This is a genomic window from Lysinibacillus sp. FSL M8-0355, assembly GCF_038008985.1.
GTDB classification, from domain to species: Bacteria; Bacillota; Bacilli; order Bacillales_A; family Planococcaceae; genus Lysinibacillus; species Lysinibacillus fusiformis_D.
In genome coordinates this window covers 4,471,679-4,497,137 of record NZ_JBBPAI010000001.1, presented here as the reverse complement: position 1 = coordinate 4,497,137, position 25,459 = coordinate 4,471,679, and the positions used below count along the sequence as shown (strand labels likewise).

The window sequence follows — 25,459 nt, the reverse complement described above, 5'->3', positions numbered from 1 at the left end:
ATCTTAAAGGAGAATTGACATGAGAATAATGAAACAAAGCTTCCAATTTTTAACTGCATCAATGCTACTAGTAGCTTTAGCTGGATGTGGGCAGGGGGAGTCTATAAAAAATGTCTCGCAGTATACTAGTGAAATAAAAGATATCAATATCCCTGATGATGTAAAAATTATTGGGTTTGGAGAAGCAACACATGGCAATATCGAATTTCAAACATTAAAAAAAGACCTATTTAAAGCGATGATTAAGAATGAAAATGTCCATGTTTTTGTCTTAGAAGGAGATTTTGGTGGAGCCCAGCAGATTAATCAATTTATTTTAAACGGTGTTGGAACGGCGGAGGAAGCTATAAAGGCTCTTGATTATGGCATTTATAAAACAGAACAAATGATTGAACTTGTTCAATGGATGCATGATTATAACTTAACAGTCGATGAACAAGATAAAATTTATTTTTACGGAAATGATATGCAACGCTATGATTATAGCAAAAAGGGATTGCTTGATTATTATGCACAGGTACATGCTGACAATGCTAAGAAATTTACGACTGAGCTAGAGCATGTTTCCAACAAAACGATGAGAGATTTATCGAATAATCAGCTAATAGAGCTTGATAAAACGATTGATACAATCATCAACGATTTACAATCAAACAAGGCGATATATGAGAAAAAATCATCAAAGGATGCCTTCTCCTTTGCTGCTCAATATGCACAAATTATGAAGCAACGTACGCAATTATTTGTAAATGATGGAAACTATATGAATTTACGGGATGAATATTTGGCTGAAAATTTACAGTGGATTGTGGAGTACGAAGCAACGCAAGGGCATGATAAAGTGTTAATGTCTGCTCATAACGGTCATATTGAGAAAACCTCTGCTTCGATGGCAGGCTATCAATCAATGGGACAATACTTAAATGAGCAATATAAAGAACACTATTTTGCGATTGGCACAGACTTTGTCAATAATACATTTCAAGCACAAAACGGCTCTGGTGAACGAAAGGAATATTCAATTGAACATCATAATGTGTTAGTGGATGCTTTTAGTGACATCGATAGCAACATCTTTTATGTGGATTTTGAAACTGCCAAACAATCGAAGGAGCTGGCAGATATCCTTTCCCAAAAGCAAAGAATGGGCAATATCGGTGATGATTTCCGTCCGTGGTATAAGCTAACACAAATGCTGTATACCATTAAAATGACACCTGAAGAGGCTTATGATGGTCTCATTGTTGTGCAAGAAGCAACACCAACAAAAATAATTGATTAAGTTAAATTTAGCAACTTCCATCAAAAAATCTCTTTCCTTCTTCAATATAATAAAGATGAGGTGAGTAACATGGAGTATAGTCAGGCAACACAAAGAACGATTGCCTATATCGAGGAGCAATTGATGGAAGAAATTTCACTTGAACGTCTTCCTAATAATGTTGGCTACTCGAAGTTCCATCTAAGTCGTATTTTTAAGCAGGAAACGGGGATTACGATTGGTGAATATATTCGTATACGTCGAATAGCCATGGCTGCGAGTTATTTGATGTACTCTAGTGTATCGATATTAACCATTGCATTTACACTTCAGTTTCAATCACAAGAAGCTTTTACAAGAGCCTTTAAAGAAGTTTATGCATTACCACCAGGGAAGTATCGAAAATTGATGCAATCACTTAATATGTTGGAGGAGGAAAATTACATGGAAACAGTTGAACAGGTTAAAGGTTGGATGTTGAGTGGAGCGAATCCAGAATTATATAAATTTCATACAGATGACAAGGTGTTTCATTCAGGGAAGCGTTCAGGCGTATTGTATTCCACAGCTGCATCAGCAAATCAGGGACAATTTGCTACGATGATGCAGGGCTTTCAGGCTACTGACTATAAAGGAAAGCGCTTGAAAATGTCTTGCTATTTAAAGACGGCAGATGCCACAAAGTGTGGTGCATGGATGCGTATTGACAATGGTACGGGTGATACTATTCAATTTGATAATATGGATCAGCGTTCTGTGACAGGTTCTACTGAATGGAATCATTATTCTATTGTCTTAGACGTACCTGAAGAAGGTGACTCCATTTATTTTGGTGTGTTATTAATTGGTTCTGGGAAAGTATGGGCAGATGGTTTCCGATTTGAAGAGGTAGATGACAAAGTTCCAACAACGAATATGCTTTCACAGGAGCATTTACCAACCCATCCAGCTAATCTAGACTTTAGTATGGCTTAATGGAGGCAATGTAATCATCGATTGACTTTGTTTAACAACGTATTGTTTACCTCTAATTTGTTAAAACTAACAAAGAGGAGGTGTGAGACAATGGCACAAGAAATTCTTTGTGAAGTCAATAACTGCACATTTTGGGATTCTGGTAACAAATGTACAGCCGAAAAAATTTATGTTGTCAGCCAAAAGGGACAACATGCTTCCAACAGCGAGGAAACAGACTGTAAAACATTCGAACCTGAAACGCATTAATGCCAAAAGGGTAGCCATGTATATGGTTACCCTTTTTCCCTGTCTTTATTAATAAAAAATATCCACCTTTTCTTTACTAAATAAAAGTGCATGTGCATTGCTCACTTTTTCTTCCACATAATCTAACGAGTATTTACCAACGGAATCTGTTAAATCACCAATGGCCCGAGATAAATTATCGATAATTGGAATGAGTTTGTGTAATTCAGTACGGTCTTTGTCTTTGTGCATCTCATCCATGATTTCATATGCAAGACGCTGAATTTTCCTTAATCGCAATTTTTCAGATTGCATTGAATCCTCCTTATTAAGCAATTTAAGATGTCTCATTATATGAGCTACAATAAGGTTTCATGAATTTTTTTCTTTAGAAGTAATTGCTAGGACTTTGAAGGGCTGATGCAATTTCCCTTATGCCAACGTCGATTTTAGATTCCTCCACATTGGACACATTTAGCTTTAATATTCGCTCATGATCAAATGCATCTAAATAATTGCGGTTAATCGTATCTAGATAAATTTTGTGTTGCATCAAATGCTGAATAAGCTTTTGAGTATTGACCTGTCTTGGTAGAACGATATGGCTATGCATACAGACTTCTATTGATGCCTGATATTGGGCTAAATGCGTTGCTATGGATTGCTGAAGGCTATTCGCTCGGCTTGCATAAGCTTCGGTGACTTTCTTTTGATAACGTTCAAACATACCACTTTTCAAGTAAAGCTCTAAGGCAGCCTGTGAAATCATGGAGCTATCAATATCAGTGGTATTTTTGTACTGCTGAAATGTGTCAGTAAAGACATCTGGTAAAACGGCAAGTCCAATACGTAAGCCAGGAAACATGATTTTAGAAAAGCTTTTTAAATAGATAACATATTGCTGTGTATCATCTGTATAAATGGGATCTATTTTCGAATTTTGCTCGAAATCTGCCAAATAATCATCTTCAACAATGTAAACATTATATTGATAAGCAAGTTTACGGATTAGATCTTTTGTCTTTTTACTATAAGAAGTACCTAGAGGATTGTGCAGACGTGGCATCGTGTAAAAAAACTTTATGTCATGTTTACTAAAAATGCTTTCTAATTCATGTAAATCAATGCCATCCGTTGTTCTTTTGATGCCTATTGCCGAAACTCCATAGGTTTTTAAATAATCCATATATAAATGGTAACTAGGTTGTTCCACTAAAATGGTTGAACGACCATTTGGAAATGGCATAATACTTAGCAAAGACAGGGATTGCTGGACGCCAGAAGTAATAAAAATATTTTCTTCTTTTGCGAATACTTGATAGTTTGCTAATAATTTTTTCGCTTCTGTTATTAAAGATGGTAAGCCTTTTGGTGTTCCATATCTAAATAGATCTGTTTGGTATGTATCAATAGCTTTGTTTATACAATGTTGAAAATCCTGATATGGGAAAGCATGCCAACTGGGTGAAGATGTAGCAAAATCTATGTGATCTCTTTCCTGTGGTTGTAAGGGTAACTGGTGGTCAACAACATAGTAGCCGCTTTTCGGTAATACATAGATAAGATGCTGATCCTCAAGTTTTTTTAAAGCAGTTAAAATAGTACTTTTACTACAGGAAAATTGCTGTGATAACTGGCGGATAGAAGGTAGCTTTGCCCCTGATTGAAGAGTACCTGCTTGTATTTGAGTCAGCAGCTGAGAATAAATCCATTCATATTTAAGCATAGACAGCCTCCAGCACATCTGTATCGGTACAGATGTGTTTTTTTCATATCGTCTATAGGTTCTCTTTTTAATACGATAACTATACCGGCCGGAATGATTTGAGAAGGAGCATTATCGTATGTCAGAAAAAAGAAAAGCCTATATAGCAGCGATTTCGTATGCATTTATCATTGGCCTTTCATTCATGTTTGTGAAAGTTACATTAACGGTGGCGAGTCCAACTGATATATTAGCCCATCGCTTTACGTTTGCCTTCATCTGTATTGTTATTTTAATGGTATTTACGAAAAATAAGCTAACAATAAAAAAATATGATTTACTAAAAATTTTACCGTTAGCCATATTGTATCCCATTGTTTTTTTCACTTTTCAAGTGCTTGGGCTTGCTAAAATTTCCTCTTCAGAAGCTGGAATTATTCAAGCAACGATTCCTATTTTTACATTAGCACTAGCAGGTTTATTATTAAAGGAAAAAGCTACTCGTGGACAGCTCGTCTTCATTAGTTTATCTGTACTTGGAGTTATCTACATGCTAATTATGAATGGGGCCAATGCAACTACAGGAAATGTCATCGGCAGTGGACTTATTTTACTTTCAGCCCTTGCTGCGTCGCTTTATAACGTGTTTGCACGAAGGCTTACAAAGCAATATTCATTACTGATTTTAACGTATGTAATGACATTATGTGGATTTGTCATTTTTAATGGGGTGGCTCTTGGAAATCATCTGATGAATGGTACAATCGATGAATTTTTTCAGCCATTAACACATGTTGATTTTGTCATTGCGATTTTATATTTAGGGCTATTATCCTCGCTCGGTACGTCCTATTTATCCAATTATGCGTTATCTAAATTAGAGGCTTCTAAAATGAGTGTTTTTAGTAACTTTGCTACGCTCATTACAATACTTGCAGGCGTTTTGTTTTTACAGGAAGTCTTTCACCTTTATCACTTTATTGGTGGAATCATCATCATTATTGGCGTCATAGGAACAAATTATTTTGGGCAGAGGCAGGTAGTGTAATGAGAAAATACAGCCTTTTGCTATTAATAAGTTGTATATGGGGCTCTCAGTTTTTCTTCGTAGCATTAGTTACGAATGATGTGGGAGCTGTCACTTTATCTTTGTTAAAAGCTTTAATCGGTGCAATCTGCTTAAGTATTATGAGCTTATTTTTGAAAAAAGAAAACTACTTAGCAAATAGTAAATTATACATTGGGATTGCCATTTTTGAAGTAGTGATTCCCTTCGTCCTCATTGCGCAAGGTCAAAAATATGTATCCAGTAGTATTGCGTCTATGCTCATAGCAATGGTCCCGATTATCACGTCAGTTCTCTTTGTTTTTTTCTTTAATAAAAAAGTTAGTTCGTTTCAAACGATTAGCATTCTATTAGGCTTTTTGGGGATCATCATTCTTTCTTGGCCAATACAAGGGGTGAGTGGTTCAGGGACAGTATTAGGGAATGTGCTGCTACTATTAGCAGCACTGAGCTTTGCATTTTCGTTAATTTTAATGGAGAAGTTAGAGGGTGGTTCACCAATCGTTCATATGAGAAATGTTTTAGGAATTGCCACTGTGATTTTATTACCAATGGCATTTATCCTTGAACAACCATTACGATTAAGCATAAATGGGATTCAGGTCGTCTCCATTGTTATATTAGGCATTTTCCACGCAGGGATTGTGTATATGCTTTATAATCTTTTAATTAAAAGTGAGGGTGCTTTATTTGCCTCTTTTAGTAATTATATCGTTCCTGTAGTAGGTGTTCTACTTGGATATTTGATATTGAAAGAACCGTTATTAATCAAACATTTCATAGGGATATGTATTATTCTTTGTGCTCTTTTGTTGTCGAAAAGAAACAAGAAGTGAACGTTGGTTATAAAAAATCACCTCGATAGTGTACGAGGTGATTTCAGACTGTAGACAAGCTCGAAATAATGAAGAGCTTGTCATACATTATTTGAAAAATCTATAAATCAAAATAGTAATTTATTGTTGCTTTATTTTTATTCTTAAAATCATTTTATGATAAAGTGACAAAATCATATAGGCTATCATAGAAAACAGTCCAATGACAATTAAACTTATAGTAAAAGCATGTATATAATTTAACAAAGAAGCGCTCTCTAAACTTGTTCCTAAATAATAAGAAAATAGTATACTAATACCTGCGACTGCTAAGGAATTTGCTAAGTACATAAAGGTTGTAAATAGACCAGCAGCAACCCCCATATGAATCTTTGGAATGTTACCCAATATGGCATTTGCTAAAGGTGTTGTAGCAAGACCAAGTCCAAGGCCATAGACGAATAAAAGGATTATTGCATCCGTTCTGAGTAAATTATATTGCTCCATCCATAAAAAGAAGACAAGTAAAAAAGTACACATACTCATACATAATGCACCCATTTTTAAAACAATAAAACCATACTTATTAATAATTTTTGAAGAAATAATAGACGTTACAAAAAATCCAATTCCTATTGGTAGAAAAACTAAACTCGTTTCTCCTGTATCATACTTTAGGCCATATTGTAAAAAGTAACTAAGGATAAAGAAAAAGGCAAACATACTTAAGTAAATAGCTAGCACAGAACAAATGCCAAATACAAAAGGGCGATGCTTAAATAAACTTAGGTCTACGAGAGGTGATTGTTGAAGTTTTTGCTTAAATCGCTCAAGATAAATGAACAGAATAAGTACAACAAATGAAAGCAGTAGACAGCTAAAAACCCATGTTTGCCATCCTTGTTGTTGGACTTCGGATAAAGGATAAATAAGTAGAAATATACTAACCATTAATAAAATTGAACCCATCCAATCAATATGATTGGATTTCCTATCCGTTGACTCCGGTATAAAAGGGAGCAAAAGGAGTACTAGCATGCCAATTGGAACATTGAAAAAAAATACAGTTCGCCAACCGCCGTTAAATATATTCCATTGAACTAATAATCCCCCTAATATTAAGCCAAAGGTAAAGGCTACTCCAATGACAGCACCATACAAGCCGAAAGCTAAATTTTTTTCTCTAGGCGGAAAAATTTCCTGGATTGTTGATAAAACTTGAGGTTGAATAAGGGCTGCGGCTAAGCCTTGAACAAATCGAATCCCAACTAATAGCAATGGGCTTGAAAGTATTCCTCCTAAGAAAGCAGTAAGGGTAAAGAACAATACACCAATCCATAATATTTTTTTTCTACCGTAAATATCGCCTAGTTTCCCCCCAATTATTAGAGCAGTTGCAAGCCCAACCGAATATCCTGAAAATAGTAATTGAGCGTGAGAAAAGGATATATGCAAGTCGTTTTGAATGGCAGGTAATGCAATTTGTATCATGTAAGTATTTAAGGAGGTTAATAATGTTGGAAGTAGTATCACCGTTAATGCCAACCATCTATATGAATAGAACGTACTTGATTTTTCTGATGAAATTGGATTCATAGATACTCCTCCTTTTATTGATTGGTTGTCAGTCAAAAATAGCTTTAGTGATTAGGTAAAGCTGGATGATACGCAACGACTATATTATTCGTATCATTATTTTGATAGATACAACAGTCAACTTCATAAACCTCTTTTACTAATGAAGGTGTTAATAGCTTCTCAGGCTTGCCATGTGTTAGTATGCGACCATTTTTTAGTACATATAAATATTCACAATACATAGCAGCAATAGATAGATCATGCAATGCGGCTAGTGTACCAATCTGTAATGATTGCACTAGTGATAAAATTTGAATTTGATATTTAATATCCAGGTGATTTGTAGGTTCATCTAAAATTAAAAACTGTGGTTCTTGAGCTAAGGCACGTGCGAGAATGACACGTTGCTTTTCACCACCAGAAAGATAAGAGAAATGTTTTGAAGCATAATGCTCTAAGTTTAATTTTCGTAATATGTTATCCACAAGTTCAATATCATTTTTTGTATCTGATTCTAACATTCTTTTATGTGGTGTTCTTCCCATCATCACCATATCACGTACAGTAAAGTCAAAATTCGAGTTGTTAAATTGTCCAACAACCCCCATTTTTTTCGCGATTTCTTTGGCAGAGGATTTAACAATATCTATATCATCTAAAAAAATCTTGCCACTAGTGGGTTTTATGACTTTATAAATGTTTTTTAATAGTGTTGATTTTCCACAACCATTCGGTCCAATAATGCCAACAAATTGTCCTTCTTTCACCTTTAGCGAAATACTTTTGATAATTTCAACATCTGATACTGCGAATGAAACATTTTCTACATCTAATTCCATATTAGTTACCCCCAAAACCATATTTCTTTTTTATTAACATGTGCATAAATACTGGGGCACCTAATAATGAGGTTACGATGCCAATTGGTAATTCGCTGTTAGGAATGATTGACCTTGCTAATAAATCTGTCCAGATTAAAAAGATAGCCCCTACTAAAATAACAATAGGTAGTAGTTGTTGATGATTTGACCCTGTAAAGATGCGTACAATATGTGGAATGATAAGCCCAACAAAGCCAATGATTCCACATGTTGAAACTATAATGCCTGTCAAAGCGGCAGAAATAACTAAAAATACTTTCCGATAAGTATTTATATTAATACCTAATGTCATAGCAGCATCATCTCCCATAAGCATTGCATTCATAATGCGCCATTGGGAGAGGAAAAATACAGCTATAATAATAATAGTAGTAGCGATTAAAGGCAGGTCATCCCAATCAGCAGTGGACAAACTCCCCATTGTCCAAAATGATACTGAACGTACACCTTCCGCATCTTTAGCAAAATATATAAATAGATTAGATAGAGCTGTAAATAGTGCATTGACAACAGTTCCGGCTAGAATAAGTTTAATAACAGACATTTTTTCCCCAATACTTGATAGCAGCAATACTAGAAATGTTGCCAATAACGCACCTAGAAACGCCCAAATCATTAAATTTGATTCTCCAAAAAGGCTGAGTTGATACCCTAATATGATAGAGAATGTTGCACCTAGTGAAGCACCTGAGGAGATACCAAGTAAATAAGGATCTGCAAGTGGATTCTGAATGGTTGCTTGCATCACACTACCGCAAAGTGCCAAACCACTCCCGACGAATAGTGCTAATAAAACTCTGGGAAAACGAATTTGCCATATGATTTCAAGTGTCATGTTAGAAATAGTTGTATCTATATGACCTATGTTTATTCCTGTAATTTGATATAAAACAATTTTGCAAGAATCAAGAAATGGTATACTGACTTGTCCTATGGAAACAGAAGCAATTATAGAAATGAAAACTAGCACTATCAAAAATAGAAGTAGGGTAAAAAAAGAAAATTTACTTTTGAGCATTTTTTTTCACTCCATTAACTATTTCAGGGTTGATAAATGCAGCTACTTCCTCATATAAATCAGCAATCTCAATACCACCATTTATAGCTCCTGTATATTCTACGGCCATAACCTCATTATTTTGAATGGCTTTTACAGTTCGAAGCTTTTTATCATTCATTAAATTATTTTTTGTTTTTTCTTGATCAGGCTCTTGGAATTCTGTGATGATAATTTTATCTGGATTTGCTGCAATAATTGCCTCTGTTGAAAGCTCAATATAGTCTTCTTTCGAAAGTTCTAAATATGTAGCGCCTGCACCTTCAATCATCTCGTCAATCATGGCCCATTTTGGTGAGAAGTAGAAATACTTTCCTCTAGCGCCACTTATCAATAGGACAGTAGGCTTTTCTTTAGAATCCTTAACTTTAGAAGTAATGGCATCTATGCGTGTTTGTTGTTCAGTTAGATATTTGTTCGTTTTACCTTCTATATTAAAAACCTTCCCAAATGTTTGAATTTCCTCAAAGTAAATATCTATGCTACGTCCTATTGTAAAGTTGGTGGAAGAAACAACAGGCAGTCCACGGTTGTTCCAAGAAGGGATACTTCCAATTAATTCTTCTCTAAATGCAGAAGCAATAGAGTAGATTAAATCAGGTTCTAGAGCCATGATAGCCTCCTTAGCTGGCCACATTTCACTAACTAAAGGTAGTTTGTCAATGTCATCTTTGTAGTCTGAATTTGTTAAATCACTATATGCAAATCCAACGACTTTTTCTTGCTGTCCAAACTTAACTATTAACTCTGCGACAGCTGAACCGATGACCATCACTTTCTCGGGAGCATTGGGGATAGTCTGAGAGATTTTCTGTCCTTCATAAGTGTAGGTATCTAGTGTTAATGGATAGTTTCCATTAATAGTTGTATTGTCTTTTTTCTCAGAAATAGTTTCCTGTGATTGTGCACAACCTAAAATCAGCAATATAAGTGTGAAACCTAATAGAGAAAGGGTTTTTTTTAACATTTAAATCCTCCTAAAAATTAGTATTTGACTGACAGTCACTCAATAATGTTTCACAATATTTCTTCTCACTCTGATCATTTGACTAGTTATTAGTCAAATGCTTAAATGAAAAAAGGGGGTAGTTCAGAAAATGATTAGAGTAACAAAAAGTGCATCAGAACGACGAAATGAGATTTTAGATACAGCAGAGTCTCTTTTTAGTGAAAAAGGTTATGAAAAAACCTCAACTACTGATATAACTAAAAAGATGGGAGTAGCACAGGGAACGCTGTACTATTACTTTAAATCCAAAGAAGCATTGGCAAATGCATTAATTGATAGGCAACTTAAAGGAATAAAGCAAGAATTTACAGAAGTCATCTATAATGAGACACTTACGGCGTATGAGAAAATTGCATGGATTTTTGTTTATGAGCTTGATGATCCAACAGGCCATGTCGAAATCTTTAAATATTTACAACATGATAGTAATGCTACTCTGCGTCAAATATTACATGTACAAACCATTTGTCAGTTTACGCCACTGCTAACAGATTTAAATATACAAGGCAATAAAGAGGGGCTCTTTCACATTGAAAATCCAACGCTAGTGGCAGAATTTTTCCTATCGACAATCCACCATTGGGTAGATTCATCGTTATTTAAATGGAATAAAGATGAACGTATTGCTAGAATTAAAGCCATTCAATCTACGTTCGAACATTTATTCGGAGTCCCTCATGGAAAATTTGATTTATCCCTCCTAAGACAAACTGTGAAAGTTAAATTTAATTATTGAGTGAAAGCATCTTAAATGATAATCAATATCAATTAAGATGCTTTTATTATAATTATTGACTGACAACCTGTCAAATTGTTTTTATTAGATCGAAGCTAGAAATGATATAGAGTTAACGCATAAAAATTTGGAAAACGAACTTCTATGTATTGTAACTGTTTGTTATTATTTTTAAAGTACAGCGAGTATGGTGCAAATTTTCCATCATACCTTTTTAATTAGGGAGGACAACAATACTATGGAGAAGATTTTTCAAGAAATATTGGAATCGATCAGATTTGCTGATAAAAGGATTATTATTGGCATTTCAGGTCATGGAGCTGCAGGAAAAACAACATTTGCTGAAAAGCTTTTAAAAGTTTTAAATCAAGCTGAAGTGAATTATTTGAATACTGATCCTTATATTGTTAGTTCAGATATTCGCAAACAGACAATGATTAATTATACATATCAAAATGTAAATCATCGTTTTAAAATGACCGCTTGTCATCCCGCTGCCCATCACCTTCCTTCATTGGAAAGAGATGTTCAGATGATAAGAGCAGGGCTGGATTTATTGACAATCGGTACACATTATATGAAAAGCACATTAATTTCTTCAAAAAAACAGATCACGATAGTAGAAGGAATGAGTGTAGCATTTATAGATCCAGAGTTATTGGATTTCAAAATTTATTTTTATACAGATGGGGCTACAGAGCTTAAGCGAAGATCAGATCGTGATGTACTTGATAGAGGGACAGATATAAATTATTTAAAACAATCACATGATGAACGACGTATTCAATATGAATTATTTATGCATCCATATTGCCAACATTTTGATATGGTTATTAAAACAGAGGATGATGAAATCCTTATTGAAAAAAATACACTTGTAAAATAAATGAGAGCCTTCTACTAATCAATTAGTGGAAGGCGCCTGTCTTTAGTATTGGAATTTTACGCGGACAGTAGCATCAATAGCAATTTGTCCCTGTTCTATAGGCGTAACTCCTGAGGAAACAGCCATAGAGCGGTAAAGGATCGGTGTGTTAGCTTGCTCTTCCACAATTTCTATAGGGAGTGGCTGTAAAGGAAGATGCATGGTTTCTGCTATTGTTTTCGCCTTCAACTGTGCATTCTGAAGAGCAAAATTTAATGCTTGCTGATAGTAAGCGTCTATATGGTCCAATTTGAACTGAATGTTGGCAATACGATTTGCTCCATTTTCTATGGCTGTATCAATGACTAAGCCCAAATTATCGATGTTTGATACATTGACGGTAATGGCATTGACCACTTCATAGCCATTAAAAATTTGTTTGCCATCCTCAAAATGATACTGTGGTGTAACTGTATAACTAGCTGTTTGTATTTGTTCTCTTGGAATACCGAGGGCTACTAGTGACTGAATGACTTGATTCATGATCCTTGCATTTTCCTGCTGAGGGCCTTGTACATTATGGCCTTGTGTTTGGACTTCTATTTGTATTTGTACAGAGCTTGGAGTAGCCATTACCTGGCCATTGCCAGTTACCGTAATAACGCGTGATAGATGGGGTACTTGTTGATTGACTTGTGCATAGTACATACAAAACCACCTTTCGTAAGGTATATAATAATGCTATGCAAAGAAATTTATTCCTTGTTTAGTCTTTTTAAATATTTATCATGAAGCTTTGTGAAGAAAAGTAAAGTTAAAATAGTTCCCAACAAGGCTAAAAACATGTCCCATTGTGCATCCCAGCGATCTCCCTGCATGCCTAAAAAATCTTTCGTCCCTTTACTGCCCTTCGAGATTCTTGTACTTAACCATTCGATGATTTCATAAAAAGCAGCAATTGCGAGCAAAATACTAATTGTAATACCTGTTAGCCAAGCTCCTTTAGTAAGCTGCGTCTTTCGAAGTAATATTTCCCTTATCACGATGGCTAATAAACCTTTTAAAAAATGACCGAAACGATCATAGTGATTGCGTTGGAAATGAAATTCTTCTTTTAGCCAATTAAAAAGAGGAACCTCTGAATAGGTATAATGTCCACCTATAAAAGTAAGGATCGACAATAGGGCAATGATGATATAAGAAAATGTGGTGAAGCGAAATTTATGATAGATACAAACTACGACTGTTATTGCCACAACCCCTGGGCTAACCTCAGCCAGCCAATCTAAATAGGAGGATGGTTTAATGACTGACCAGGTAAATACAATTAAGACGATAGCAAGTAAGGTTAGATGTATCTTAAAATGTTGACCATTATTCATAACAACAACTCCCTTTGTCCCACAGTATGTGGAAGGGGATATTTGCTTATTCAACTATCGGTTGGCAAACAAAAAAGAAAAGCGAAGCGTCTAGTTGACGCTTTCATGTTGTTGAAAAAAGATAATTTCAAAGGCAGAAGAAGCAACTTTGCAAGGTGAGAGGTTGATTTCCGTTCCGCCAGCGTCCTTTCCAGGGGGCGTCCGATGAGCCGCTTCACTCACTAACGTTCGCTCCAGGGTCTCCTCTGTGACGCTAAATCCCCTAGGAGTGACGCTGGCTCCACTCCAATCAACCATTCTGCAAAGTGTCTTTACTTTTTTTCATAGTAGCATAGCGATCAAATCGCCCATTATCTGTATTCTTAGAGGGGATAAACTCTTATTTTCAATATGGAGAAGTGATGCGTGACAACACCTCTTCATAAAAAGTAGTGAACACCTTCACTTTATTTGAAAACTTTGCTAAAAAGGTAACACTTTTGTGGGTTGGAGTGGAAGGCTACTTGACTCCCGTGGGATAGCGAGACAGGCGAGCCCTGCACGGAGCAGTAGCGGAGGAAGCGGCTCGGCGCTCGCCCATAGGAAAGCAAGTAGCCTGCAACGGAAATCCATTTCTACCTTTCAATTGACTGTTTTGTCTATCAACACTAAGAAAGCGTCTAGTTGACGCTTTTTTATAGCCAATTAGATCATTTTTAAAAGTGCCTCTACGCCAGTCATTCCTTCAGTAATGCCAAGTTGTTCTGCTTCATACGTTACCGATTCTAATGGGGCTGTTAATAGCTCATCAATTGTTTTAACACCTACTGCACGACCAGCAACGATTTTTCGATCAACTAAGCGACTATTTAATAGGCCAACATCTAAAGCTCCACACATAATGTAGCCTGTCGTATTAGAAATGGTTAGTAGCGTTGTTTTAGGTAATTGAACAACTACTGCAGTGAAGAAATGCCCTTTAATCATAATAGGTTCAATTGTCACCATCGAAATCACTCCTTTTCTCTATATACATATGGTGATGACTAGCAAGGTGTTCAACATTTCCTTGAAAAAAGTCATCAGATGAATAATGCTGAAAACGAATGAGATGATGGATGAAGTTAATGGAGGCAATTAAAAAGGGAATCTACTCCTGATGAATAGATTCCTTGTATCTCTTTACCTTGTATAAGAAAGCAGAGCAGTTTGTTTAAATTTATGTAATGCAGTTGTTGCCTCACTTTTAGAACGATATTCAAACATTCGATAAGTGTTTTCTTCAAATACTGTAATAACCCACATATATGTCATCCCTTCCATTGTGTTACATAACATCGTGTCTATTTATCGAGTTGTTATATATCACTTATAATTTTATTTTACATCAATAAAGAAAAAAATAAAGCACTATCCCTTGTTTTTCACATATCGTTCAAAATTGTTATGAAATAATTAAAAGGAGAAAACAGACAATCCTTCACAAGTATATTTCATTGCAATTCGTAAATAGTAAGTTGACGGAGTTCTGTGAATTCGGACTTGGGAGGTGATGCTATGACACGTATACATGTATTGGTTTTTACAGTTTGCTTTTTAATCATCTCGGGATTTTTAGGAGAGAAAGGCTATGCTGATAAGGGTCGCCCTTATTATGAGGAAACAGGAGAAGTGGTATGGGATATCAACACAGAGGATAAAATTGTCGCCCTCACCTTTGATGATGGCCCACATCCCAAGTACACTGCGGCAGTGCTTGATTTATTAGCAAAATATGATGCCAAAGCAACCTTTTTTATTATTGGAAAGAATGCAGAAAAATATCCAGAGCTTGTTTTACGTTCTTATACAGAAGGCCATGAATTAGCCAATCATACGTATACACATCCGTTTAAAGTTTCCATCAAAAAATTGCAAGAGGAGCTTCAAAAGACAAATGACACGATTTATAGTATTACTGGTTTTTCCCCAGTTTTATTCCGTCCTGTAGGTGGAAATTATACGGATGCTATGATTAATGCTGCTGTAAAGGATGGCTACAAGGTTGTGATGTGGTCTTGGCATCAGGATACGCAAGATTGGAAAGAGCCTGGTGTAAAGAAAATTGTGCAAAAGGTGATGAAGGGAACGAGGCCTGGAGATGTCATTTTATTTCATGATGGTGGTGGGAATCGTACACAAACCATTAAGGCATTAGAAGAAATCCTCCCTGCATTAAAAAAACAGGGCTACACATTTGTCACAATATCCGAGATGATTGAAAGTAAACAACAGCAACAGGAGCAAGTTCAATAATGAAAAATGAGCCATCTCAACAAGGTTTGAAATGGCTTATTTTTCACATATATTAAAAGTTTGAGTTAGAAGAATATGATTGGAGCTAGTGCAATCCCTAAGATTGTTCCTAAAGCAATTCCATAGCCAAAACCTTCCCCACCAAATCCTCCAAATCCCCAAAAACCTAAACCATAACCACTATGTCTTCTATCAGGTAGAATCCATACCTGTCTTCTGTCTACCTTAGTGATTTCCCCAACATGTACCCTACCAGATGAATCCGAGATTCGAACGCGTTTGCCATGATATTTACAGCAAAGATTATAAGCATCAGCTGGATTCAATATTATCCCTCCTTTCGATGTCATTACAAGCTAATATATGCGATCCGAAGCATTTATCACTAGCCGATTGTCTATTCACGACATATGCTGAGAAGAGGTGATGACATGGCAGTTGTGCCAACAGATAAGTGGTTAGATGAATTTGTTTATGCCAGAAAATCCACAAAAAAAGATGAGTTACATAGTTTGCAATGCTCCATTCTTTGTGATCATTTAGTCGAATTATTTCAAGATGGCTTGTCAGAAGAAATACACCATTCTTTACAGCAACAGGGACTTTTTCTACCAGATGAGACAGTCGATGTAGAGCAATTAAAGCAGCATAATGTGTGGGATTGCGTACAGCAAGAATTTATATACTTGCAAAAAAAATGGAATGGCCCGACTATACCGATTTATATTTTCCCAATTACCCAACAGCAAACGATGACCAATAAAAACGGTGTGGCTTATCCTCAGGCTCTTTTTTTATTTATCGGAGAAGTAGAGACACAGGAACTGCAAGCATTGTTCGCACATGAATATAATCATGTCTGCCGTTTACACAATTTAAAAAAATCCCTCGATGAGATGACTTTGTTGGATGCTCTTATTTTAGAGGGCTTAGCAGAAAGTGCAGTGAAAGATTTATACGGAGAAAAGTGGCTTGCACCATGGTTAAAAAAATATTCAGCTACAGAGCTTTTAGTTTTATGGAAAAGTCATTTTTTGCAGAATTTACAGGTTGAAGGAGTAGAAAAACATAGGCCGTTTTTATACGGTGGTGAGCTGCCACCTTGGATAGGCTACTGTATAGGCTATAAAATTGTTCAGTCGTATAGTAAGAAGCATTCATCCCGACATCTCCTATTTACGTCAAGCAAAGATATACTTGCTGGTTCAGATTTTCCGCTACAATAGAGGAAAGGAGTGATTGTTGTGTCCAGTGAAATAAAAAATGTATTATTACCAGTCGTAGATTCAGCAACAAAGGTGCTCATTGTAGGCTCAATGCCAGGAAAGCAATCATTAGAAAAGCAACAGTATTATGGCAATCCACGCAATCACTTTTGGCCCATTATGAGTGAGCTGTTAGAGACGGAGGTTCCTGACGATTATGTAAAGAGAATCGCATTGTTAAAACACAATGCAATCGGTCTTTGGGACACGATTGAAACTTGTGAGCGTGAAGGAAGCTTAGACGCAGCAATTCGCAATGAAAAACCAAATGATTTTCAAACCTTATTTGAAGAATATCCTAATATCCAGTTAGTACTCTTTAATGGAGCGAAAGCATTTGAGGTTTTTAAAAAGCATATAGGTCTAGAGCTTTTAGAAGAACGAGCTTATAAAAAAATGCCATCAACCAGTCCGATCCCAGGAAAAAATATAAAATCTTTTGCTGAAAAGCTAGAGGACTGGCGGATTATTCAATCCTATTTATCCTCTTAAGTCAGAGGTAGAATTAGCGTGATGAAATGGTTGTCTTTGTGTGAATAGCATTTCTTGTGCTTTTAAACCATTGATAAAAAAGGATATAAACAAGGATGATTTCAATTGCATCGCCACCATAGTACATGATCTTGGCACCTAGCTCTGCCTGTGTGACAGGGACATGCTGAGGAGGATTTGCATAAATATATTTTGCCAATATAGAATGAGCTGCTAGTGCTACTACTAATATAAGTGATCGAAAGACATAAGGGTATGGATGGGGTGTAGGATCAATATAAATAAAGGCAATGGTAAACACATAGCCTGCTAGAAAAATGTGAAGGTGAATGAAAATATATAGAAGTATATGTTCATGCATAAGATTGAAAAGTGATGTCGTATAGAGTAACCATAAGCCACCTACATTTAAAATAGACGCATTAATTGGGTGAGAAATAAAACGAACATAAGGATTCCTCATTGTACGAGAAAGAGTACGAGCCGTATTCACTGATAATGTCCTTAAAAGGAGTGCCATGGGAGCTGCTAATGCCATAAGTAGGGGGGCAAGCATGCCAAGCAATAGATGCCCTATCATATGTGCTGCGAAGTGGACATGACTAAGAGAAGCCAATGGACCGATTAGTGTCACGATGGCACTTACATTTCCCACAAGCCAACAGATAGTACGAAAATGCGGCCATTGTTTTTTATGTTGATTCGAAACAATGACAGCTACGATATAAAAAATAATGGCTATAAAAAATGGCAAAGCTATTAGTAGCTGTACTATAATGGGAAAGCTTTGAGCATGAGCAGAATGCAAAACGAGGCCACTGAAAAACTTCATCTGGTTCCACTTAGCGAGGTATTCGACGATTGAATCGTCGAATACCTCGCCTTTTTAATTTATAATTGAGTGACTAAATGCAGGTGGTGTTCCCAATGATTTCAAACCAAGAGACTTTCAACTTAAGTCCATATATGGCCATTTACGATATTGTCGTGCCAAAAGATAATATGCTTCGTCAAATTAACGAACTAGTGGATTTCTCATTCATTTTAGAAGAATTGAAAACAAAATATTGTTTAGACAATGGAAGAAATGCGATTCCTCCGATTCGAATGTTTAAGTACTTATTGTTAAAAGCCATTTTTAATGTATCTGATGTAGACCTTGTCGAACGTTCAAAATATGACATGTCTTTCAAGTATTTTTTAGGTATGGCGCCAGAAGATGACGTGATTGATTCAAGTTCACTCACAAAATTCCGAAGACTGCGTCTTCAAAATGTAAGTTTATTAGATATGCTCATTGGAAAAACAGTTGAAATCGCACTCGAAAAGAACATTATCAAAAGTAAAACAATCATTGTGGACGCAACACATACCAAAGCACGTTATAACCAAAAATCACCGAAAGAATTTTTACAAGAAAAATCAAAATATACCCGCAAAGCAGTGTATCAATTTGATAAATCCATGAAAGAAAAATTTCCAAAGAAGAATACTTCTAACGAAGTAAAAGATGAATTAACTTACTGTGAAAGATTGATTGCCATTATTGAAAATAAACCACAAATCGCTCATCTACCAGCTGTAAAGGAAAAATTGAACGTGTTAAAAGAAGCTGTAGAAGATACGCAAGAACATCTAAATTATTCAACAGACACCGATGCACGAGTAGGACATAAAACAGCAGACAGTTCTTTCTTTGGTTATAAAACACATTTAGCAATTAGTGATGAACGTATAATTACAGCAGCAGTCGTTACAACAGGTGAAAAATCAGATGGACATTATCTACAAGAACTGATTGAAAAAAGTAAAGTAACAGGAATGGAAGTTGAAACAGTCATCGCTGACACAGCTTATTCAGGGAAAAACAATTTACTTTATACAAAAGAACAAAGCATTCAACTGATTTCTAAGTTAAATCCAATGATTACTCAAAATGGGCGAGGAAACGGAAAAGGATTTGACTTTAATAAAGATGCAGGTTTATTTGTATGTCCAGCAGGACATTTAGCAAATAGAAAAAGTAAAAAACCAGATTCACACCCAGGAGCAAGTGCAAGAATGGTTTATTTTTTTGACATTGAAAAATGTAAGGTCTGTCCACTCCGAGAAGGGTGTTTTAAAGAAGGTGCAAAAACTAAGACCTATTCTGTTGCCATTAAATCAGAAGAACATTTAGACCAACAAGCTTTTCAAGAAACAGAAGAATTTAAACGCTTAGCTCGAGAACGTTATAAAATCGAAGCAAAAAATAGTGAGTTAAAAAATAAACACGGGTACGATCAAGCATCGGCTGCGGGTTCATTTGGCATGCAAATTCAGGGAGCAACGACGATATTCGCTGTCAATCTAAAAAGAATCTTAAAGCTTCTGAATGGAAAAGGGTAATAAATAGGTGAAAAAGATAGGGCGTTTCCTGTTCAAAATTGAACAAGAAGCGCCCTATCTTTTTCTAAAACGAATTTATTTATAAAAAACGCAAGTTTTTCAGTGGCCTCATGCAAAACGGGCAACCTCCTAATGTCCCTTTTGGTTGGTTTGGAGTAACAAGACCACACCAATAACAATTAATAGAGCCGCTAATATGTTCCAAACCACATCATATGGGAGAATATCAACATGATAACGAATTTGATGCAGTTTCATGAATTTATGTTGAATAATCCCGTCGTATAATTGAAATATGCCAGCTCCTAGAAAAATACCACCAAGCCATCTTTTTAGCCAAAATCCATGCTTTCTATGTAGGTCAGCCAATAAAAAAGCAGAACCAATCGTCGCGAAAAAGCTGAATGCATGAAATAAACCATCTGACACTAACCCAATAGCAGCTGTAGATTTATCATAAAAATGATGCCAATGTAATAATTGATGGAAAATGACCTCATCTATAAATGCCACAACCCCAAGGCCGAATAATATGCCTGTCCACGTATTACGTTGTTTATATTGAAAGCGGTTTTCGTGTTTATGATTTTGTTCCTCGTACATCTTTGTCATACCCAATCATATCACCTCAAGCTGAATTTCTTTTAGTCTACCCATGAGGTGAGCACTTAAACAAAATACCCCCACAAAAACAGTAGTGTTTTAGAGGGGGGATATCATCACTGCCAGGTGTTATAGTATGAACCAGCAGGGCTATAAAAGAATTTAAAATCAAACTTCTCAGCTAATACACGACTTTTTGTTTCATCTTCAAAACTAATTGCCATAACCTGTGTACCAAATTCATCTCGTATATGGACGAGTTTTTGCATCATATCGAGTGACCATTCGTCTTTTCCTACCACTGGGTAAGAAAAGTCTTCCCACATAATAAAGTCGACATAGGGTGCTGTATAATCAGCTAGTGTTTGAAACCCCCAATTCTGAGCAACAGATAGATCAGGATTGTGTTTTTTAATTTGTTGGAGAAATGATAACATGGCTTCATTTTGCCATGTTTGCTCGTCTTGGGGTAAATAAGAATTAATATTACCAACCGTATCTAAAAACACACCGTCTAAGCCTTTCTGTACAATTTGCTTCTGGATTTCCGTTAGTAAAAGTTCTTGATAATGACTCGAAGTCATATCCATTAAATAGGAATCCCATTCAGCAAAATACACTTTTTCACCTTGTTTATTTCGATAAAAGTCTTCTTCGTTTAATTGATGGTAGAGGGCTTTGTTCCATTTATCTGCCTCCATTGCATTAATATAGCCATACACTAAAGTACCGCTTTTTTGGGCACTGTCAATATACTTCTGCTGCATTTCAATAGGTTCTACAATCACTAGATCAAGCTTCGTCATGTCCTTACCAATGGCAGCATTGCCTTTATCTAAGTAGTATTTGTAATCTTTCATGTCAGCAATTTTTGCTTGGATACTAGTGGAAGAAGATACTGGATTTTGAGCAAGTAGCAACCACATACTTCCTGCGATAAGAATGGCTAGTAAGAGTAACAGTAATTTTCTCATAAGGACTCCTTTTAGAAAAATATCCCTTTCATTATACATTAATAGGTAACGGATTACCTTCGATAGATGGGCAATGGCTCAACGGTTAATCGCCCTTTTACATATATTGAGTAATGTAAAAGGAGGGTTTGTGTGTACAATAATCCATTTAGAGAAGATAATTTTAGAAGACCTGGCTGGGGAGATTATGATGATTTTGAAACAACGTCATTTGGGCCAACTCATTTCGGACCTCCTCCGGCAGGACAAATGCCCATGAGCACACCACCAGGTTTTTCGCCACCGATTCCTGCATGGCGAGTAGGATCAAGTGGTATACGTTCTTGTTTGTTTAGAAATACGTATATTTGGATGAACACTGGTCGGAGTTTTTGGTTTTTCCCAACTGCTATAGGAAGGGAAATCATTGCGGGTTTCCGCTGGAGCCGCAGATATGGCTGGTATTTCCGTACCATTTCAAGAAATCAAATTCGCTCCTATGAATGTTTTAGATAAACCTACTCTAGAGTAGAGATTTTTATTTTTTAATAAAAGGTGTTACAATGACGGTAACTAAAAATGAAGGGAAGATGGGTGGCTAATGAATAACTAATCTTATTTTTTGCACATGAAATTTATATTTCACGAAAAACAAAAATAGGATTAGTCTGCCCATTTTCTATAATAATAGCTAAATATTGGCCCATAGTTGCTAATATTTAGCTACTCCAAAACTTGCTTTTGGAGTGATAAATATAGCTATTACAATAGCTTATTTATGCATGATATTGCAGCGACTAATCCTTCCAAAATAATTGGAGGGATTTTTTTTGTCCGTCCAACTGGAGAGGGTCGATAGTTATGAAGGAACTTTTAAAATTACAGGATGTACGTTATGAAATAAAGGATACTTTACTATTTGAACATGTGACAGGCACAGTAAAACAAGGTGAGGTTATTGGCATTATTGGAAGAAATGGTGCTGGGAAATCGACATTGTTACAGTTGATTCAAGGTGCATTATTGCCAAGTGCGGGAGTAATACAAGGGTTATCAACTGTAAAAATCACAATCGTTGAACAGGAGCTAGCTCATTTTGACAAACCAGCAATATCTGCAAGAGAGGCTGATTTGCTGGCAAAATGGCAGGTACCCAATAGATCATTTGCAGCTTTAAGCGGTGGAGAGAAACTTAAAATGCGTCTTGCAGAAGGTTTTGCTCAGAATGCTCAAATTCTATTGCTTGATGAACCGACGAATCATTTAGATGAGCAAAGTACCGCTTTTCTTATAAAACAAGTACAAAACTATAAGGGAACGATTATTGTGGTCTCACATGACCGTTATTTTTTAGATAAGGTTGCCACAAAAATTTGGTCTATTGAGGAACAGAGCTTAATTGAACATTATGGCAATTATACAAGCTATATGGCTGAAAGAGAGCACCGAAGATTGACGCAGCAACGTGCCTACGAGAAACAGCAAAAAAACATTGATCGGATTGAGGCCCAAATGCAGGAACTCACATCTTGGTCACAAAAGGGTCATGCACAGTCAACAAAACTAGAAGGCTTTAAGGAGTATCATCGTGTGAAGGCAAAGCGGCTAGACGCACAAGTGAAATCTAAGAAGAGGCGATTAGAGGCAGAGCTTGCGAAGGCAAGGGTGGAAGCGGTGGAGCCTGAAGCAGACATTCGTTTTTCTTTAAACGCGAATCAACGTGTTGGCAAGCGATTATTGGAGAGCAAACGTTTATCTTTATCTTTTGGTGATCGTACGTTATTGAAAGATGTCAGCATCACTGCTCAATTTGGAGATAAAATTGCTATTACAGGAAAGAATGGTAGCGGAAAAACAAGCTTTTTAAAAGTTCTTTTAGGGAAGCTAGAAGCTGAGGGAGAGGTGTGGCTATCCCCTGCGGCAACCATAGGTTATTTAACACAGGAAGTATTTGATTTACCACTAGATCAGACACCAGAGCAATATTTTTATCAAGAAACATTTGAAGAGCGTGGGAAAGTTCGCAATCTGATGAAGAATCTAGGATTTACACCAACACATTGGACATCTGCTATAGGCAAGATGAGCATGGGCGAGCGTGTCAAATGTAAACTGATGGCTTATATTTTAGAGGACAAAAACGTTCTTCTTTTAGATGAACCAACGAATCATCTTGACCTACCTTCGCGTGAACAGTTAGAGCGAACACTTGCGCAATATAATGGGACATTACTTGTCGTCTCCCATGATCGATACTTTCTAGAAAAAGTAACGGATAGTGTTTGGGAGATTGACAATCAGCACATAAAGAAAAAATGGAGAAAAGATGCTCCGAAGCAAGTAGATGACACAGTCGCACTTCGTTTAAAGCTTGAAACAGAGCGACAAGAGATACTAGGTAAACTGAGCTTTTTGACAGCTAAAGATAAGGATTACCCAATGCTTGATCAAAAATTTAATGAGCTGACGAAGCAAATCAATGAGCTTAAATAGCTAAGCGTTTAAATAAACTGTTGCCAGGGAAAAATATGGATTATAGGTAAACTGGTAAATGGAGGTTTAAGCGATGAAAAAAATAATATTTCTCTTTTTGTTGTTAAGTATGACTATAGCAGGTGCTTGTGCTGATCAAACTACTAATCATCAAGCACATGACAATAAGAACGATACATCTGTAAGACAATCTAATACTGATACATCTATGACACAGACTGAGGCTCTACAACAAATAAAGGAGCAAATACATGTGAATGTACCAATAAAAATGCCAACCGCTTTACCCATTGCTAAAGGAAGCTTTTTAACAGCTACAACAAGGACTGATGATGACCTAGTTGAAATTATCTTTTATGAAAGCAAAGAGAATATGCCAATTAATGATATTCGATTAAAGAATTCAGCGACGGTCATTGGAAGATTGTTGGTCAAACAATATAAAAGCGCAGAAGGGGCAAGCACACAGATTGCATTTGATAACTTTAGTCAAAATGGCGGGCAAAAAATTGACCTAGGGTATAATATAAAAGGTTATCAAGATGCGGGTGCTGGCTCATTATGGACTGGGTGGAATGAGGGACGATGGTCCATTGCCTCGCATACACGAACTGATAATCCTGAAGCAGGAGTAAAACTTGCTAAGCAGGCAGTAGAATATTTAGAGAGTCATATGCTGCCTATTCCTAAGCAATATGGCATGGCTCAGCTGGATGTTTATCAATCAGGCAATTTAATCGTGTGGCAGGATGAAAAGCTTGTCTACACACTCGATTCGATCAAAGATCCTTTAAAAGCATTGGAAATAGCCACTGCCTTTTATCCATAATAGTGATCCTAGAGTAATGGTTACTCTAGGGTTTTTTATAGCTATCCAGCAGTTCTTTGTATTCGTTGAATCGCTGTTGCCACGCCTCCATTGGAAAGCTATGATGTTCAATGCCATCCAACAAATCTGTTAACAGATCAAGACATATATGCCACCCTGCTAAATCCCTTGAAGTGTGCCCCGTTAGCTCGTGCAAGGTCTCTGCAAAAAGCAATAATGAGCCATTGTCAGTAGAAGACAATTCAAATCTTACGGAATCTGTTCCCCAATCAAATTCGAGTACCTTTTTCTCTATATAATCTGTTATAGTTATTTCCTCATAGGTATCTGTTCCATCGTTCATATTAAAACGCATTTTACCATTCTTACGTAGATCAATGATTTCAAGATTACTCATCCATTTTTGCAGTTTTTCATTGGTAGTAATCACTTCCCAAACTGCGTTTACTGAATGTGGTAGCGGTCGTTTGTACTTTACGACATGACGATTAGATTGTTTTTCAATAGTCGCTAACATCAGCTTCCTCCTCAATTCTTCGCCTTTAGAGTTTTATCTTCATTATAGGCTGTTAGAGCAAAAAATCACACGACAATCATGAAATTT

At 36.2% G+C, this 25,459-nt stretch carries 29 protein-coding genes; 14 read left to right on the top strand and 15 right to left on the bottom strand.

Annotated elements, in window-relative coordinates:
• The first annotated feature begins 19 nt into the window (after positions 1-19).
• The 3 genes from MKY46_RS21985 to MKY46_RS21975 all read left to right on the top strand — a co-directional run bounded on the left by MKY46_RS21985 (position 20) and on the right by MKY46_RS21975 (position 2,485).
• The gene (locus tag MKY46_RS21985; RefSeq protein WP_230593982.1) at positions 20-1,282 is read left to right on the top strand and encodes an erythromycin esterase family protein; all 1,263 of its coding nucleotides are present in this window, start codon (positions 20-22) and stop codon (positions 1,280-1,282) included.
• A gap of 69 nt (positions 1,283-1,351) precedes the next feature.
• Positions 1,352-2,236 (top strand): helix-turn-helix transcriptional regulator, encoded by an 885-nt coding sequence (locus MKY46_RS21980; protein ID WP_036128701.1) that lies wholly within the window; start codon positions 1,352-1,354, stop codon positions 2,234-2,236.
• A 90-nt stretch (positions 2,237-2,326) separates the two neighbouring features.
• Entirely contained in the window at positions 2,327-2,485 is a 159-nt protein-coding gene (locus MKY46_RS21975; RefSeq protein WP_004231699.1) for a DUF1540 domain-containing protein, read from the top strand.
• Positions 2,486-2,533: 48 nt separating this feature from the next.
• On the opposite strand, the gene MKY46_RS21970 is transcribed toward MKY46_RS21975, so the two are convergent.
• Both MKY46_RS21970 and MKY46_RS21965 read right to left on the bottom strand, forming a co-directional pair.
• Positions 2,534-2,779, bottom strand: coding sequence for a hypothetical protein (locus MKY46_RS21970; RefSeq protein WP_036128699.1), 246 nt, complete (start codon positions 2,777-2,779; stop codon positions 2,534-2,536).
• A gap of 73 nt (positions 2,780-2,852) precedes the next feature.
• On the bottom strand, positions 2,853-4,190 hold the full coding sequence (locus MKY46_RS21965) for an aminotransferase-like domain-containing protein (protein WP_036128698.1): 1,338 nt from the start codon (positions 4,188-4,190) through the stop codon (positions 2,853-2,855).
• 118 nt (positions 4,191-4,308) lie between these two features.
• Here MKY46_RS21965 and MKY46_RS21960 point away from each other — a divergent pair, with 118 nt between their 5' ends.
• Together MKY46_RS21960 and MKY46_RS21955 are read left to right on the top strand one after the other, a co-directional pair.
• Positions 4,309-5,217, top strand: a complete 909-nt coding sequence (locus MKY46_RS21960) for a DMT family transporter (protein ID WP_036128696.1) — start codon at positions 4,309-4,311, stop codon at positions 5,215-5,217.
• Positions 5,217-6,071: a DMT family transporter gene (locus MKY46_RS21955; RefSeq protein ID WP_036128694.1), complete on the top strand. Its 855-nt coding sequence runs from the start codon at positions 5,217-5,219 to the stop codon at positions 6,069-6,071. The genes MKY46_RS21960 and MKY46_RS21955 overlap by 1 nt, the downstream gene beginning before the upstream one ends.
• A 120-nt stretch (positions 6,072-6,191) precedes the next feature.
• Here the strand turns inward: MKY46_RS21955 and MKY46_RS21950 are convergent, their stop codons facing one another.
• Genes MKY46_RS21950 through MKY46_RS21935 form a run of 4 tightly spaced genes read right to left on the bottom strand, consistent with a single transcriptional unit; the run spans position 6,192 to position 10,533 of the window.
• Positions 6,192-7,646 carry an MFS transporter gene (locus tag MKY46_RS21950; RefSeq protein WP_051891776.1) on the bottom strand — a complete coding sequence of 485 codons (1,455 nt, stop codon included), beginning with the start codon at positions 7,644-7,646 and terminating at the stop codon, positions 6,192-6,194.
• A gap of 44 nt (positions 7,647-7,690) precedes the next feature.
• On the bottom strand, positions 7,691-8,467 hold the full coding sequence (locus MKY46_RS21945; RefSeq protein WP_036128692.1) for an ABC transporter ATP-binding protein: 777 nt from the start codon (positions 8,465-8,467) through the stop codon (positions 7,691-7,693).
• A gap of 1 nt (position 8,468) precedes the next feature.
• Positions 8,469-9,527: a FecCD family ABC transporter permease gene (locus MKY46_RS21940; RefSeq protein ID WP_036128690.1), complete on the bottom strand. Its 1,059-nt coding sequence runs from the start codon at positions 9,525-9,527 to the stop codon at positions 8,469-8,471.
• Positions 9,514-10,533, bottom strand: coding sequence for an ABC transporter substrate-binding protein (locus MKY46_RS21935; RefSeq protein WP_036128688.1), 1,020 nt, complete (start codon positions 10,531-10,533; stop codon positions 9,514-9,516). The genes MKY46_RS21940 and MKY46_RS21935 overlap by 14 nt, the downstream gene beginning before the upstream one ends.
• Before the next feature lie 130 nt (positions 10,534-10,663).
• Between MKY46_RS21935 and MKY46_RS21930 the strand changes: the two genes are divergently transcribed.
• Both MKY46_RS21930 and MKY46_RS21925 read left to right on the top strand, forming a co-directional pair.
• Positions 10,664-11,311: a TetR/AcrR family transcriptional regulator gene (locus MKY46_RS21930; RefSeq protein ID WP_036128686.1), complete on the top strand. Its 648-nt coding sequence runs from the start codon at positions 10,664-10,666 to the stop codon at positions 11,309-11,311.
• A 238-nt stretch (positions 11,312-11,549) separates the two neighbouring features.
• A complete protein-coding gene (locus MKY46_RS21925) occupies positions 11,550-12,197 on the top strand; it encodes a uridine kinase family protein (protein ID WP_036128684.1) in 648 nt (215 codons plus the stop codon).
• 42 nt (positions 12,198-12,239) lie between these two features.
• Here the strand turns inward: MKY46_RS21925 and MKY46_RS21920 are convergent, their stop codons facing one another.
• The 4 genes from MKY46_RS21920 to MKY46_RS21905 all read right to left on the bottom strand — a co-directional run bounded on the left by MKY46_RS21920 (position 12,240) and on the right by MKY46_RS21905 (position 14,842).
• Entirely contained in the window at positions 12,240-12,884 is a 645-nt protein-coding gene (locus MKY46_RS21920; RefSeq protein ID WP_036128682.1) for an SIMPL domain-containing protein, read from the bottom strand.
• 47 nt (positions 12,885-12,931) lie between these two features.
• Positions 12,932-13,558 (bottom strand): DUF2238 domain-containing protein, encoded by a 627-nt coding sequence (locus MKY46_RS21915; RefSeq protein WP_036128680.1) that lies wholly within the window; start codon positions 13,556-13,558, stop codon positions 12,932-12,934.
• Positions 13,559-14,242: 684 nt separating this feature from the next.
• The gene (locus MKY46_RS21910) at positions 14,243-14,545 is read right to left on the bottom strand and encodes a YunC family protein (RefSeq protein WP_036128672.1); all 303 of its coding nucleotides are present in this window, start codon (positions 14,543-14,545) and stop codon (positions 14,243-14,245) included.
• 174 nt (positions 14,546-14,719) lie between these two features.
• Positions 14,720-14,842 carry a hypothetical protein gene (locus MKY46_RS21905; protein WP_257982952.1) on the bottom strand — a complete coding sequence of 41 codons (123 nt, stop codon included), beginning with the start codon at positions 14,840-14,842 and terminating at the stop codon, positions 14,720-14,722.
• Between the two features lie 252 nt (positions 14,843-15,094).
• Between MKY46_RS21905 and MKY46_RS21900 the strand changes: the two genes are divergently transcribed.
• Entirely contained in the window at positions 15,095-15,832 is a 738-nt protein-coding gene (locus tag MKY46_RS21900) for a polysaccharide deacetylase family protein (RefSeq protein ID WP_036128670.1), read from the top strand.
• 65 nt (positions 15,833-15,897) lie between these two features.
• On the opposite strand, the gene MKY46_RS21895 is transcribed toward MKY46_RS21900, so the two are convergent.
• Positions 15,898-16,158, bottom strand: coding sequence for a hypothetical protein (locus MKY46_RS21895; RefSeq protein ID WP_036128668.1), 261 nt, complete (start codon positions 16,156-16,158; stop codon positions 15,898-15,900).
• A 105-nt stretch (positions 16,159-16,263) separates the two neighbouring features.
• Between MKY46_RS21895 and MKY46_RS21890 the strand changes: the two genes are divergently transcribed.
• Complete coding sequence (locus MKY46_RS21890) at positions 16,264-17,058, top strand: DUF2268 domain-containing protein (protein WP_340835380.1); 795 nt, start codon at positions 16,264-16,266, stop codon at positions 17,056-17,058.
• An 18-nt stretch (positions 17,059-17,076) separates the two neighbouring features.
• On the top strand, positions 17,077-17,589 hold the full coding sequence (locus MKY46_RS21885; RefSeq protein WP_036128664.1) for a DNA-deoxyinosine glycosylase: 513 nt from the start codon (positions 17,077-17,079) through the stop codon (positions 17,587-17,589).
• A 13-nt stretch (positions 17,590-17,602) separates the two neighbouring features.
• Here MKY46_RS21885 and MKY46_RS21880 read toward each other — a convergent pair whose 3' ends face one another.
• Positions 17,603-18,421 (bottom strand): cytochrome c oxidase assembly protein, encoded by an 819-nt coding sequence (locus tag MKY46_RS21880; protein WP_340835377.1) that lies wholly within the window; start codon positions 18,419-18,421, stop codon positions 17,603-17,605.
• A 95-nt stretch (positions 18,422-18,516) separates the two neighbouring features.
• On the opposite strand from MKY46_RS21880, the gene MKY46_RS21875 reads away from it, so the two are divergent.
• Positions 18,517-19,977, top strand: a complete 1,461-nt coding sequence (locus MKY46_RS21875) for an IS1182 family transposase (RefSeq protein WP_340833939.1) — start codon at positions 18,517-18,519, stop codon at positions 19,975-19,977.
• Positions 19,978-20,106: 129 nt separating this feature from the next.
• Here the strand turns inward: MKY46_RS21875 and MKY46_RS21870 are convergent, their stop codons facing one another.
• Together MKY46_RS21870 and MKY46_RS21865 are read right to left on the bottom strand one after the other, a co-directional pair.
• On the bottom strand, positions 20,107-20,589 hold the full coding sequence (locus MKY46_RS21870; RefSeq protein WP_419185201.1) for a DUF2243 domain-containing protein: 483 nt from the start codon (positions 20,587-20,589) through the stop codon (positions 20,107-20,109).
• Positions 20,590-20,696: 107 nt separating this feature from the next.
• A complete protein-coding gene (locus tag MKY46_RS21865; RefSeq protein ID WP_036128658.1) occupies positions 20,697-21,554 on the bottom strand; it encodes an endo alpha-1,4 polygalactosaminidase in 858 nt (285 codons plus the stop codon).
• 132 nt (positions 21,555-21,686) lie between these two features.
• Here MKY46_RS21865 and MKY46_RS21860 point away from each other — a divergent pair, with 132 nt between their 5' ends.
• The 3 genes from MKY46_RS21860 to MKY46_RS21850 all read left to right on the top strand — a co-directional run bounded on the left by MKY46_RS21860 (position 21,687) and on the right by MKY46_RS21850 (position 24,855).
• A complete protein-coding gene (locus tag MKY46_RS21860; RefSeq protein ID WP_080717174.1) occupies positions 21,687-22,049 on the top strand; it encodes a hypothetical protein in 363 nt (120 codons plus the stop codon).
• Positions 22,050-22,394: 345 nt separating this feature from the next.
• A complete protein-coding gene (gene abc-f, locus MKY46_RS21855) occupies positions 22,395-24,026 on the top strand; it encodes a ribosomal protection-like ABC-F family protein (RefSeq protein WP_036128654.1) in 1,632 nt (543 codons plus the stop codon).
• A gap of 73 nt (positions 24,027-24,099) precedes the next feature.
• Positions 24,100-24,855 carry a hypothetical protein gene (locus MKY46_RS21850; protein WP_036128652.1) on the top strand — a complete coding sequence of 252 codons (756 nt, stop codon included), beginning with the start codon at positions 24,100-24,102 and terminating at the stop codon, positions 24,853-24,855.
• 25 nt (positions 24,856-24,880) lie between these two features.
• Here the strand turns inward: MKY46_RS21850 and MKY46_RS21845 are convergent, their stop codons facing one another.
• Complete coding sequence (locus tag MKY46_RS21845) at positions 24,881-25,372, bottom strand: SRPBCC family protein (RefSeq protein ID WP_036128650.1); 492 nt, start codon at positions 25,370-25,372, stop codon at positions 24,881-24,883.
• Between the last annotated feature and the right edge of the window lie 87 nt (positions 25,373-25,459).